Here is a 12,804-nt window from a genome sequence, read left to right as displayed (position 1 = left end):
TCGGCAGTACCTTCGACGAAGCGCCCGCAAGGGGCGCCCCGGGCTCACAGGGTCATTTGAATTCAACGGGGAAACCGATTGCCGGCGACGGCAGCTCGACGCCAAACCACTGCTTGAACGACGCCGCATAGGTAGGGAATTCCACGCCGGTCATGGCTTCATGCAAGGTTGTGTTGACGAAGTTCAGCCAGTCCTGGTCGCCGCGCTTGACCGCGCAGGCGTAGGTCTGTGGGCTCCAGGCGTAGGCCGGGCTGCGATAACGGCCGGGGTTCTGCACCATCAGGTATTTGACCGAGGATTGGTCGGTGGCGGCGGCATCGGCGCGGCCGGAGTTCACTGCCTGGTACATCAGGTCGACGCTGTCGTACTGGTCGACCTTGGCCTTGGGCAGCGCCTGGTGCACCAACTCTTCGGCGTAGACGTTCTGCAGCACCGCCACGGTGACGTCATCGCCCGCTGCCTTGAGGTCTTCGATTTCCTTGTACTTGCTGTTGGCCGGCAGCAGCAGGCCCACGCCTTCGCGGTAGTACGGCAGGGTGAACGCCACTTGCTGGGCGCGACTGGCAGTGACGGTGATGAACTGGCAGCTCATGTCGACTTTGTCGGTCAACAGGTTGGGGATGCGCGCATCGGAAGACTGCACCACGAACTCGACCTTCTCCGGGTCGTTGAACAGGCCTTTGGCGACCATCCGCGCGATATCGATATCAAAGCCCTGCAACTTGCCATCCGCTCCCTGGAAGTGCCACGGCGCATTGGTGCTGCCCGTGCCCACGATCAATTTCCCCCGCTGCAGCACGCTGTCCAGCTTGCTGTCGGCCGCCTGGGCGACACCCAGTGCAGCCGTCGTGGCCGCGAAGAGAAAAACACACGCTTTGAACAAGGAAGGTCGGCGTTGCATGGCAAGCACTCCAGATTGAGTTTATTCCGCTATACCGGAACATGGTATGTAACAACGGAATAGACAGCAGAAAGTGTGCCACAGGCTTGGAGCGGATGGGTGAGAAAAATGGAAAGTCAGGGAAATCAGGGAGATGGGAAAAACAGACCTGCGGGCAGCAGCGTCCGCATGCGAAGGGTGTTGCTACCGTTGGCTACGAGGCACGGGTAACAAGGCCCCAAACCGGGTACCCGGCGCACCGAAACGGAGCCACGCTGGAGTTGTAAATGGATACCCTGTGGGAGCGAGCTTGCTCCCACCATTGTTCGGCGGTGTACCTGGGCTATTTGCGCTTGTAGCTCTTGCTGCCGCCAGGTGTGAGGCAATAGACCCCGCCCCGGGGGCCGACACAGTAATTGCCACTGCCGCATTGGCAACCGTCGGCGGACTTGAGCAAGGATTGCGGCCGAGCCTCGTTGCGAAGCCCCAGCACAGCGGAACAGGACTTCTTCGAAGCACTGATCGAGCCGTCGTTGCAGAGGAAGGTATCGCCATCACACCCGGCGATCCCGCCCTTGCGCCCGGAACAAGGTTGATTGGCGGCAAGGGCCGAAGTGCCCAGGACCAACAACAGGATCGCGACACAGGTGCGAAGTAAAGCGGACGTTCCGTGACAGAGGTTCATGGCAGCTTCCAGGCTGATAGATGGCTCTATGCTAGCACTGGAAAGAATTCCACAAACGCTATCGGGAAAATTTGGCCATCACCGCCTGGCTGCCTCGTCATAAACCTGGCCGCGCTCACGCTTACCCACTGCAATCACCGTGACGACCAACACATCATCTACCACGCGGTAAACCAATCGATAACCCGCACTGCGCAGCTTTATTTTATAAGCGTTGCCCAACCCGGTGAGACGGTCCGCTTGGACATGTGGATTCACCAGTCGCTCTTCAAGCTTTTTTTTGAATTGCTCCCTGAGTGTTGCCCCCAATTTCTGCCATTCCTTCCATGCCTTATCGGAAAATTCCAACTCATAGGTCATCGAGAGAAACCTTGATCGTTGGATCGTTTTCACGCTCGCGGCAAAGAGCAGCCAACTCCATGTCCTCAAGCCGGTCCATCATGGCTTCATATTCCCTGGCAGGGACGCAATAGAACGCGGGCTCATTACGATTGAGGATCGCTACAGATAATCCTCCACCGGCAGCAACGGTGCCCATTGGGTTTTTCTTGAGTTCAGAAATGCTGGCGACTACTTGGGAAAGCACGATATGTGTCATGAAACGAGTCCTTGAGTACTCTTAATAGCGCTAAAAATAGCACTCTAAAACACCCCTTGCCACTGCTCAGCGCCCGCAAAACCTCACCCTGGACAACATCCGCAAATCCCCCTCGCGGTAATAGTCATCACTCCAGCTGTCATCCACCGCCAGTGGCTTGACCTGCTTGAGGGCGAGTTTTTTCGCAAAGTAGCGAAAGCGGTAATGCTCATAGAAACGCAGCAATTCCAATCCGTAGCGGTCGGCCAGGTCGGTGTCGCCCTGGATGATCAGGTAGTTCTCGTCGTTGCCGCTGCTGGCGGCAGCGCTGAGGTTGTGGCTGCCGCTGATGATGGTCGGCGTGTCGCTGGTGAAGTCGGTGACGATGGCCTTGGTGTGCACCAGCAGGTTGCCCTTCTGGCCTTTCATGTTTTCCTTGAGCCAGCCTTCCAGGCCGGTGTTGAGCAGTGCGGTGGCGGCGAATTCGGCGGTGCGGTCGGCATGGAAGCCGGTGATGCGGCTCTTGGTGTTTTGCAGGCCGTAGCGCAGCACGTCGTCATTGGGTTGGCCGAGCACGGCGTCAAGAATCCGGTCGGGCAAGACGAATGCGGTGACGAACAACAGGTCCTTTCGAGCCGCGTTGATGATGTCGACGAAGCGGTCCAGGTCGCCCTCTCCCGTGCGTGGCGAAAAACCGATGAACAACTGTTCCTCCGGGACCATGGGATTGTTCTGATTGATCCACTCACGGGTGGTCCCGACGTCCTGCGGTACGGCCCAGATCTGCTCGAACACCTGGCGATAGCTGTCGCTCACCCGCGGATCGTCCAGCACATGAACCACATTGGCCTGGCGGTAGACGCCGTTGGCGGTGAAGTTGGTACTGCCGCACAACACCGCCTCCGGTTGTAACGCACCGCCGCCATCGACCTTGCTCAACACAATGAACTTGTCGTGGAAAATGTTATGGGTGACCCGCCCACGCTTGTTGGCCGCCGGCAATTTTTCCAGGTTGGCTTCGTTGCGCAGCGTGGTGTCGTCGCCTGGCTCGGCGTGGTAAAGCACGCGAACCTGTGCGCCGCGCGCGTGAGCGGCGTTGACCGCGTCGACGATCACCGGCAATTCGTATTCATAGATGGCGACGTCCAGGGCCCAGTGGGCATCCAGCGCCCGGTCGATGAAGCCGGTCAAGCGCCCCAGCAAGCCATTTTCCAACCAACGACGCGGGGCATCGGGCCAGTCATCGATGGACAGGTTTTTATTGGCGCTTATCAGCGCGTCCACTTCGGGAAACTTGCGCTGGAACGCCTGGCTGGCGGCCACGGCCCGATTGAAGATCACTCGCTGGTTGATTGGCTGACCGTCGTCGCTGGTGACCGTGACGGCCAGGGATTCCCCCAGCTGTGGCGCGTCGGGACTGCCATAAGCCAGGTGCACACGGTAGTGGATCGTCACACCGGGGTTGACGGCGTAGTCGGCCCAGCGAAATTTCTGCAACGGCGCCTTGTCGCTAGGGGTGGCGTGGAACTGGGGAAACGTGTGGGCCTTGTCGGGGAAGGTCAGGCTGTTGAACAGGAACAGCCAGGTTTTGTCGCCCTGCTGCTTCTCGATGGCAAAGCCCAGCAAGCCCTTGCGTCGGGGTTCGGCCAGGTCCATGGCGAGCAGTACGCCGTTGGTGCCGGCATAGGCCTTGACCCGAAAATCGTCCTGGGCGTTGGTGACGAGTACGCGCATGGTTCACTCCTGTGAGGGGCTGCCTGAGCATAGTGCAGCAATCAATGCTTACCTCAGCCAGGTGACTCTTCGTCAATATGCCAATACTCAGCCTGCAACTGCCCCGCCAACTGCCGGGCCCGGCCCAGGCGGATCGGGCCTCTCTCGATGTCGATCAACAGGCATGGGCAATCGAGAAGCGGCGGTGAAAGCCCCTCCTTGACTCGTCCGTCGGTCATCACCAACACCCGTTGCTGCTCCGCCGGGTAGCGCTTGCGGCGCGCCACCAGCCAGCGCCCGGCCTCGTTCAGCGCCGCCAGCAACGGCGTTCCGCCACCGGCACCCAACCCATCGAGCCAGGCGCGCAGGCCCGCCGAGGCCTTGAGCCCTTGCACCTGCCAATTGGGGAGCGTGCCGCTGGCCGTCAACAGCGCCAAGCGCGCGCGTTGTCGGTAGGCGTCGTCGAACAACTGCGCCAGCAGGCCCTTGCCGTCACTCAAGGCGCGATGACGCCGGGTCGAAGCCGACGCATCGACGATGACCAGCCACAGCTCATGGGGCGACCGATGACGACCGTGCCAGCGCAGGTCCTCACGCAGGCGCGGTCGGCCATGGAGCAACGTCCCCGGCCAGTTCACCGCACCGCTCGCCGCGGCTTTGCTCCGGCCCTGGCGTCCCAGCTCCAATTGTCCAGCACGGGGTCTGGCATTCGCCCCCGCCGTTGAACGAGGGCGAATGCCTAAGGCTTTTTTGGCCAGCTCGGCACATCACGCCGGGCACCGGTCGGCAATGCCCGGGCCGGCAGGTCGCCCCACTGGCCTTGGCCTTCGTTGGGCTTGGCTGTTTCATTCGCAGCCGTTTGCGGCGTCTGGGACGACGCCGGTGCCGAATGCCCGCGCCGCCGGTGCCGCAAGGCAAACTCGGCGACCGCATCGATGTCTTCATCCGCGATGGCATCGGCCCCGCGCCACGCGGCATGGGCCCGGGCCGCCCGCAGCCAGACCAGGTCGGCGCGCAAGCCATCGACACCGGCGGCAAAGCAGCGCTCGGTGATCTGCGCCAGCGCGGCATCATCCAGGGCAATCCCGGCCAACCGGTTGCGCGCCTGTTGGCAACGGTCACGCAACTGCTGTTGAGCGCTCTCCCACTGCGCACAGAACGCCGCCGGATCACTGTCGAAATCCAACCGCCGGCGAATGATCTGCCCACGCTCAGTCGGCGCGGTGTGACCGTCGAGGGCCACGTTCAAACCGAACCGATCGAGCAACTGCGGGCGCAGTTCGCCTTCTTCCGGATTCATGGTGCCGATCAGCACAAAGCGCGCCGGATGCCGATGGGAAATGCCGTCACGCTCGATCAGGTTGGTGCCGCTGGCGGCCACGTCCAACAGCAGGTCCACCAGATGATCGGGCAGCAGGTTCACTTCATCGACGTACAACACGCCACCGTCGGCCTTGGCCAACACGCCGGGAGAAAACTGCGCGCGACCCTCCCCCAGCGCTGCGTCCAGGTCCAGGGTGCCCACCAGCCGCTCTTCGGTAGCACCGAGGGGCAAGGTGACGAACTGACCGCTGGCCAGCAAGTCCGCCAGGCCCCGGGCCAAGGTGGACTTGGCCATGCCCCGCGGGCCTTCAATCAGCACACCGCCGATTTTCGGATCGATCGCGGCCAGGCACAGGGCCAGTTTCAGGTCATCGGCGCCGACCACGGCGGAGAGTGGGAAATGGGGAGTGTGAGTCATGCTGAAGGTCTCATGAATGTGCGAGGTTCCCCTGTGGCGAGGGAGCTTGCTCCCGCTGGGGCGCGAAGCGGCCCCCAGAACCTGAGGTCCCAGTGCCCTTCCAGAACGACGACTGCTGCGCAGCCGAGCGGGAGCAAGCTCCCTCGCCACAAGTGCGCGCCTGTTGTCCTCATTTCAACCATCCTCTTCAATGTCCAACAACAAATTCTCCAACGCCTCGCGGTACTGCCCCGGCGCCTGCCACATCCCCCGCTGCTGCGCTTCGAGCATGCGCTCGGTCATGTCCCGCAGGGCGTCGGGGTTGTGCTGGCGGACGAAATCCCGGGTGTCCGGGTCGAGCAGGTAGGCATCGGCCAGCAAGGCGTACTGGTGATCGTCGATCAACTGCGTGGTGGCGTCGAAGGCGAACAGGTTGTCCACCGTCGCCGCCAGTTCGAACGCGCCTTTATAGCCGTGACGCTTCACGCCGTCGATCCACTTCGGATTCGCTGCGCGGGAACGGATGACGCGGTTGAGCTCTTCTTTCAGGGTGCGGATCTTGGGCAAGTCTGGCTGGCTGTGGTCGCCATGGTAACTGGCCGCCGCGACTCCACCGAGAGTCTCGACCGCCGCCAGCATGCCGCCCTGGAACTGGTAGTAATCATTGGAATCGAGCAGGTCATGCTCGCGGTTGTCCTGGTTCTGCAGCACCGCTTGCACCTGGCTCAGACGTCGGGAGAACTGCCCCCGGGCGGCAGTGCCTTCATCGCTGGCGCCGTAGGCGTAACCGCCCCAGTTCAGGTATACCTCGGCCAGATCCTCGCGGCTCTGCCACAAGCGCCCATCAATCGCGCCCTGCACGCCCGCGCCATAGGCCCCGGGCTTGGCGCCGAAGATCCGCCAGCCAGCCTGGCGCGCCGCCGCTTCCGGCTCCAGGCCCGACGCCAACAAGGCCTCGCGTTCGCCGCGGACCTTGGCCGCCAAGGGGTTCAGGTCGTCCGGTTCATCGAGGGCGGCGACGGCCTGCACCGCCGCATCGAACAGGCGGATCAGGTTGGCAAAAGCATCGCGGAAGAACCCGGACACCCGCAGCGTGACATCGACCCGAGGCCGGTCCAGCAAGCTCAACGGCAGGATCTCGAAATCATCGACCCGCTGGCTGCCCGTGGCCCACACCGGACGCACGCCCATCAGCGCCATGGCCTGGGCAATATCATCGCCACCGGTGCGCATGGTGGCGGTGCCCCACACCGACAGGCCGAGCTGGCGCAGGTGATCGCCGTGGTCCTGCAGGTGCCGTTCAAGGATCAGGTTCGCTGATTGGAAACCGATGCGCCACGCCGTGGTGGTCGGCAGGTTGCGCACGTCCACCGAGAAGAAATTGCGTCCGGTGGGCAACACATCCAGGCGTCCGCGACTCGGCGCGCCGCTGGGGCCGGCCGGCACGAAGCGCCCGTTCAAGGCATCGAGCAGGCCGCGGATTTCCGCCGGACCGCAGGCGTCCAGGCGCGGGGCCACGACGGAGCGCAGGTTTTCGATGATGCTGGCCACCGTCTCCCAGCCCGGCGCATTGAGCTGCTCGACCCCACCGTCCAGTGCTTGCTCGATCAACTGCGCGGCGAACAATTCCAGGCGCTCGCGCGTATCGCCGGCGGTGCGCCAAGGCTCGGCGCTGACCCGGCGCAACGTCTCGGGACACTCGCCGGTCCAGGGCTCGGCCAAGGCACAATCCAGCGGATCGAAACCCAGCCCGAACGCAGTGGCCAGCGCCCGCAACAGACTCGACTGCGCGCCCTTGCCGTCGCCCCGGGGAATGCGCAGCAACGCCAGCAAGGTGTCGATGCGCAGCCGTCCGCAGGGCGACTCGCCGAAAATGTGCAGGCCGTCGCGGATCTGCGACTCCTTCAAGTCGCACAGGTAAGTGTCCAGGCGCGGCAGCCAGATCGCGGCGTCGGCGTCACTGTCGAGGGCCGCGTCGAGTTGCAGTTCGCGGTCGATGTGCGTCTCGCGCACCAGATTGAGGATGTCCCGTTGCAGCTCCCGGGCACGGCGCGGATCGAGCAATTGCGCCTCGTAGTATTCGTCGGCCAACAACTCGAGGTTGCGCAGCGGTCCGTAGGTTTCGGCCCGGGTCAGGGGCGGCATCAAATGGTCGATGATCACCGCCTGGGTGCGGCGCTTGGCTTGGGCGCCCTCACCCGGGTCATTGACGATGAACGGATAGATGTTCGGCAGCGGCCCCAGCAACGCGTCCGGCCAGCAACTCTCCGAGAGCCCGACGCCCTTGCCCGGCAGCCACTCAAGGTTGCCGTGCTTGCCGACGTGGATCACCCCGTGCACGCCATAGGTGTTGCGCAACCAGAAATAGAACGCCATGTAGCCGTGGGGCGGCACCAGGTCCGGGTCGTGGTACACCGCGCTCGGATCGACCTGATACCCCCGGGCCGGCTGGATGCCGACGAAGGTCAGGCCCAGGCGCAGGCCGGCGACCATCAGGCGGCCGTCACGGAACATCGGATCGTTCTCGGGCGCGCCCCAGCGCTCCAGCACCGCTTGGCGATTGGCCTCGGGCAGCGCGTCGAACATGGCCTGATAGGCATCGAGGGCCAGGCTCTGGTGACATGGCCGCAGGTCGAGGCTGTCCAGGTCGTTGCTGACACCACCGAGCAACTGCTGGATCAACGCGGTACCGCTCCCAGGCAAATCAGGCGGCAGCGGATACCCCTCGGCCTGCATGGCCCGCAGGATATTCAACGCCGCTGCCGGGGTGTCCAGGCCGACGCCATTGCCGATGCGCCCATCCCGGGTCGGGTAGTTGGCGAGGATCAACGCCACACGTTTTTCTGCGTTGGGCAAACGCGCCAATGTTGTCCAGCGCCGCGCCAGCTCGGCGACAAAATCCATGCGTTCAGGCACAGCCCGATAACAGACCACGTCGCTCTGGCTGCGCTCGCTGCGCCAGGCCAGGTCCTTGAAGCTGATCGGGCGGCTGATGATCCGCCCGTCCAGCTCCGGCAAGGCAATGTGCATCGCCAGGTCTCGCGGGCCCAGGCCCTGCTCGCTGGCACGCCAGCCCGGTTCGTTGTCCTGGGCGCAGATCGCCTGGATCACCGCAATGTTGCGACGGAACGGTCGCAGGTGCGGCGCTTCCGGGCTGGATTGGGCGAAGCCGGTGGTATTGAGGATCACCCCGGCCTCCACCGCGTCCAGCCAGTCTTCGACCAGCGCCAGGCAACCGGGCTCCTTGAGGCTCGCCACGGCAATCGGCAGCGGATTGAGCCCCGCCGCTTGCAGGCGCTGACAAAACACGTCGATGAACGCGGTGTTCGCCGCTTGCAAGTGAGAGCGATAAAACAGCACCGCCGCCACCGGTTGTCCGGCCTGCCAGTCGGCTTGCCAATCGTCGAGGCTGGCGTTGGTCTTTCCTGGGTGATAGATGGCCGTGCGTGGCAGGACTTGCGGTTCGGCCCACGGATAATCGCGGCCGAACCATTGACTGCCGAGGTTGTGAAACAGGTCCAGGGCATTGCCCAGCCCGCCCTGGCGCAAGAACTGCCAGAGCCGATCGCGGTCCTCGAAGGGCACGTTGCTCAGGTCGCTGAGTTCCGGGTCCGGACGATCATCCCCCGGCACCAGGATCAGCTTCACCCCGCGCCCGGCCAGTTCCATCAGGCGCTCGATGCCGTAGCGCCAATAGCCGATGCCGCCGTGCAGCGACAACAGGATGACCTTGGCGTGGCGCAGCACGCCTTCGAAGTACAGGTCCACCGAGGCGTGGTTCTGCACCTGCATCGGGTTGGCGAGGCGAAACTGCGGATAATCGCCCGGCAACTGCTTCGCCGCTTCGGCCAGCAGCGCCAGGCTGGAGTCGCCACTGCACAGGATCACCAGCTCGGCGGGGGTTTGCCCCAGGTCGGCAATGTTGTCATCCGACACGAAACCGCCGGGCTGGGTCCTGAGCAGGTGCATGGCTTAGGCGCCGAGGGCGGCGCGCAACTGCGCTTCGAGCAGCGCGGCGTCGAGCGCCTGGCCGATCAGCACCAGGCGGGTGACCCGCGCTTCGTCGGCGCCCCACTGACGGTCGAAATGCTTGTCGAAACGCGTGCCGACCCCTTGGATCAGCAGACGCATCGGCTTGTTCGGGATCGCCGCGAAACCCTTGACCCGCAGTACGCCGTGCTGGACCACCAGTTGCGTCAGCGCGTCGAGCAACAGGCTTTCGTCGGCCTGGGGCAGCTCGATGGAGATAGAATCGAAGGCGTCATGATCGTGGTCGTCATCGTCGCCGTCATGGTGGTGATCGTGATGGCTGTGGCGGCCGTCGATGTGTTCTTCGGAACCGGCGCCCAGGCCAATCAGTACGTCCAGCGGCAGGCGACCGCTGCTGGCCTCGATGACCTTGACCGCCGGCGGTAGCTCTTCGGCGACTTCCAGGCGAACCTTGGCCAGGTCTTCAGGGCTGATCAGGTCAGCCTTGTTGAGGATCACCAGGTCGGCGCTCGCCAACTGGTCGGCGAACAGTTCGTGCAGCGGCGATTCGTGGTCCAGGTTCGGATCGAGTTTGCGCATGGCATCGACCTGGTCGGGGAACGCGGCAAAGGTGCCCGCGGCCACGGCCGGACTGTCGACCACGGTGATCACTGCGTCGACGGTGCAGGCACTGCGGATTTCCGGCCATTGGAAGGCCTGGACCAGCGGCTTGGGCAGGGCCAGGCCGGAGGTTTCGATGAGGATATGGTCGAGGTCGCCACGCCGGGCCACCAGTTCGCGCATCACCGGGAAGAATTCTTCCTGCACCGTGCAGCACAGGCAGCCGTTGGCCAGTTCATAGACGCGGCCGTTGGCTTCTTCTTCGGTACAGCCGATGGAGCACTGCTTGAGGATCTCGCCGTCGATGCCCAGTTCGCCGAACTCGTTGACGATCACGGCGATGCGCCGGCCCTGGGCGTTGTCGAGCATGTGCCGCAGCAAGGTGGTCTTACCCGAGCCGAGGAAGCCGGTGACGATGGTGACGGGGAGTTTGGCCAGTGTTTTCATCGGATGCCCTTTGGCAAGGTGGCGGGCAAACGGGACGACAACCGCTGGCACAGGCGCGCGCGGAAGATTTCGCCACCGGATCACCCCGCCCGGTTGTAGTGAGAATCTGTGTCGAGGCAGGTCTCCTGGCTGACGGCGGGCCAATCTTTCGACTGGCAATTGCTGCGCCTTCCCGTGCGCCCGTTTAATAAGGGCATGCACAGTGGCCTTGCAGAAACAGCACCGTTCACAGTTGCGGGGGCAGCCGCGGCTTGGACCGCGTTCCCTTCTTAGCTCCGGCACGTGCCGAAGAACCTCGAAGGCGCAAGGCTACGCAGGGTGTGGGGGCGGGTCAATCTCCGCAAGTAAGATGCAGGATGCTGTTGTGGCGAGGGAGCTTGCTCCCGTTGGGCAGCGCAGCGGCCCCCAGCTCTTTACGGTCGCTGCGCAACCGAGCGGGAGCAAGCTCCCTCGCCACAACAGCCCGCTCGTCGGCCCTTGTACATTGACGGCCCCGCCCCGCCCATGCTCTCCTGTGCGCCTAGTTACGGGTGCCCTTCACAGGGTGAAACGGGAAACCGGTGAATCGTGCGCTTTACTCCAAGGCCACGTCAGTCCGGTGCTGCCCCCGCAACGGTAAGCGAGCGAAGCGTCTGAACCACTGTGTCCCAGGACATGGGAAGGTGACGCTTGCAGGCCAGGCGCAAGCCCCGCCCCTCGCGAGCCCGGAGACCGGCCCATGACTCATGCACCAACAACCCGCGGTGGGCGGGCGCTGTTCGAATCCTGGCGGGCCTTCGCCTGGGGTTTCATTGCGCTCGAATCACCCACTGAACAAGAACAGAGGGAAGCGCCATGTCGACCATCAGCAGCACCGCCCGCACCGCCAGTAGCACCACCACCCTGAGCCAACGCCTGAGCGCCGCGATCTTCGCTTCGATCCTGGGTGCGAGCCTGGTCTATTTTGCCGGGTTCTCTCACATCGAAGCGGTCCACAACGCCGCCCACGATACCCGTCACAGCGCCGCATTCCCTTGCCATTGAGACCTGACGCCATGATCAAGCGTATCGCGCAGACCGCTGGTTTCAGCGGCTTGCTGGCCGCCCTGCTGCTGACCCTGCTGCAAAGTTTCTGGGTATCGCCGCTGATTCTCCAGGCGGAAACCTTCGAGAAGGCCCCGGCGACCGAGGCCCATGAACACGCCGACGGGGCGGCTCATACCCATGATGCCGAGGCCTGGGAGCCGGAAGACGGTTGGCAGCGCGTACTGTCCACCACTGGCGGCAACCTGGTGGTCGCCGTGGGTTTTGCCCTGATGCTGGCGGGCCTGTACACCTTGCGCGCACCGACTCGCACGTCCCAAGGCCTGCTCTGGGGCCTGGCCGGTTATGCCACTTTCGTCTTGGCGCCGACGCTTGGCCTGCCGCCGGAACTGCCTGGTACCGCAGCGGCCGACCTGGCCCAACGGCAGATGTGGTGGATCGGCACCGCGGCGTCCACGGCGGTGGGCATCGCCCTGATCGCCTTCGGCAAGCATTGGCTGCTCAAGTTGCTGGGCGTGGCGACGTTGCTGGTGCCCCATGTCATCGGTGCACCGCAGCCTGAAGTCCACTCGATGCTGGCGCCCGAAGCGCTTGAAACGCAATTCAAGATCGCCTCGCAAGTGACCAACGTCGCGTTCTGGCTGGCCCTGGGCCTGATCAGCACATGGCTGTTTCGCCGTGACGGCCAAGCCCGCCACGACGCATGAGCAACGGGCCGATGCTGGTGGTCGGCCTTGGCTGCCAACGCGGTTGCTCGGCCAGCACGCTGCGGGCCTTGCTCGACGAAACGCTGCAGGCCCACGGCATCGAACTTCATCGGGTACGGGCCCTGGCCAGTATCGACCTCAAGCGTGACGAACCAGGACTGCTGGATCTGGCCGGGCAACTGGCCCTGCCGCTGACCTGCTTCAGTGTCGAACAGTTGGCCGGCTACGAGCAGCGGCTCAGTCACCGCTCCGAGATCGCCTTCCAACGAACCGGTTGCTACGGCATCGCCGAAAGCGCCGCCCTGGCCTTGGCCGACCAATTGGGCACGACGCCCGCGACGCTGCTGATTACTCGCCAAAAAGGGCCCAAGAGCACGTTGGCATTGGCGGTCGTGGCGTAAATCCCGATAATCGGCGCCCAGGATCATGAGCGATCTTCATCTGGGCGACGCTCACCCACCT

General features: G+C 63.9%; 12 protein-coding genes and 2 riboswitches. Of the genes, 3 read left to right on the top strand and 9 right to left on the bottom strand.

The window, feature by feature from the left end:
• Nucleotides 1-52: 52 nt before the first annotated feature.
• The 9 genes from BLU76_RS19885 to cobW all read right to left on the bottom strand — a co-directional run bounded on the left by BLU76_RS19885 (nt 53) and on the right by cobW (nt 10,612).
• Nucleotides 53-901: a transporter substrate-binding domain-containing protein gene (locus BLU76_RS19885; protein WP_092223999.1), complete on the bottom strand. Its 849-nt coding sequence runs from the start codon at nt 899-901 to the stop codon at nt 53-55.
• A gap of 322 nt (nt 902-1,223) precedes the next feature.
• Nucleotides 1,224-1,565, bottom strand: a complete 342-nt coding sequence (locus tag BLU76_RS19880; RefSeq protein ID WP_063321993.1) for a YdcA family protein — start codon at nt 1,563-1,565, stop codon at nt 1,224-1,226.
• 78 nt (nt 1,566-1,643) lie between these two features.
• Nucleotides 1,644-1,925: a type II toxin-antitoxin system RelE family toxin gene (locus BLU76_RS19875; protein WP_092145614.1), complete on the bottom strand. Its 282-nt coding sequence runs from the start codon at nt 1,923-1,925 to the stop codon at nt 1,644-1,646.
• Nucleotides 1,915-2,163, bottom strand: coding sequence for a type II toxin-antitoxin system Phd/YefM family antitoxin (locus tag BLU76_RS19870; protein WP_063321995.1), 249 nt, complete (start codon nt 2,161-2,163; stop codon nt 1,915-1,917). Before BLU76_RS19870 ends, BLU76_RS19875 begins: the two co-directional genes overlap by 11 nt.
• Before the next feature lie 66 nt (nt 2,164-2,229).
• Nucleotides 2,230-3,876 (bottom strand): phospholipase D-like domain-containing protein, encoded by a 1,647-nt coding sequence (locus BLU76_RS19865; protein ID WP_092223997.1) that lies wholly within the window; start codon nt 3,874-3,876, stop codon nt 2,230-2,232.
• Nucleotides 3,877-3,929: 53 nt separating this feature from the next.
• Complete coding sequence (locus BLU76_RS19860) at nt 3,930-4,493, bottom strand: vWA domain-containing protein (protein WP_092145715.1); 564 nt, start codon at nt 4,491-4,493, stop codon at nt 3,930-3,932.
• A gap of 101 nt (nt 4,494-4,594) precedes the next feature.
• The gene (locus tag BLU76_RS19855) at nt 4,595-5,596 is read right to left on the bottom strand and encodes a magnesium chelatase ATPase subunit I (RefSeq protein WP_092223995.1); all 1,002 of its coding nucleotides are present in this window, start codon (nt 5,594-5,596) and stop codon (nt 4,595-4,597) included.
• Between the two features lie 174 nt (nt 5,597-5,770).
• Nucleotides 5,771-9,544 carry a cobaltochelatase subunit CobN gene (gene cobN, locus BLU76_RS19850; protein WP_092223993.1) on the bottom strand — a complete coding sequence of 1,258 codons (3,774 nt, stop codon included), beginning with the start codon at nt 9,542-9,544 and terminating at the stop codon, nt 5,771-5,773.
• A gap of 3 nt (nt 9,545-9,547) precedes the next feature.
• Entirely contained in the window at nt 9,548-10,612 is a 1,065-nt protein-coding gene (cobW, locus tag BLU76_RS19845; RefSeq protein WP_092223991.1) for a cobalamin biosynthesis protein CobW, read from the bottom strand.
• A gap of 97 nt (nt 10,613-10,709) precedes the next feature.
• Nucleotides 10,710-10,925, bottom strand: a riboswitch (cobalamin riboswitch).
• Between the two features lie 198 nt (nt 10,926-11,123).
• Nucleotides 11,124-11,347: riboswitch (cobalamin riboswitch) on the top strand.
• Nucleotides 11,348-11,446: 99 nt separating this feature from the next.
• Here cobW and BLU76_RS19840 point away from each other — a divergent pair.
• The 3 genes from BLU76_RS19840 to BLU76_RS19830 are packed head-to-tail and all read left to right on the top strand — an operon-like array spanning nt 11,447 to nt 12,743.
• Nucleotides 11,447-11,635 carry a CbtB domain-containing protein gene (locus BLU76_RS19840; protein WP_092145605.1) on the top strand — a complete coding sequence of 63 codons (189 nt, stop codon included), beginning with the start codon at nt 11,447-11,449 and terminating at the stop codon, nt 11,633-11,635.
• Between the two features lie 11 nt (nt 11,636-11,646).
• Nucleotides 11,647-12,342: a CbtA family protein gene (locus BLU76_RS19835; protein ID WP_092145603.1), complete on the top strand. Its 696-nt coding sequence runs from the start codon at nt 11,647-11,649 to the stop codon at nt 12,340-12,342.
• Nucleotides 12,339-12,743 (top strand): cobalamin biosynthesis protein, encoded by a 405-nt coding sequence (locus BLU76_RS19830; RefSeq protein WP_092223989.1) that lies wholly within the window; start codon nt 12,339-12,341, stop codon nt 12,741-12,743. Before BLU76_RS19835 ends, BLU76_RS19830 begins: the two co-directional genes overlap by 4 nt.
• Nucleotides 12,744-12,804 lie beyond the last annotated feature (61 nt).

Source organism: Pseudomonas sp. NFACC08-1, assembly GCF_900106735.1.
GTDB lineage: Bacteria > Pseudomonadota > Gammaproteobacteria > Pseudomonadales > Pseudomonadaceae > Aquipseudomonas > Aquipseudomonas fluorescens_Q.
This window is presented reverse-complemented; position numbering and strand designations above follow the sequence as displayed.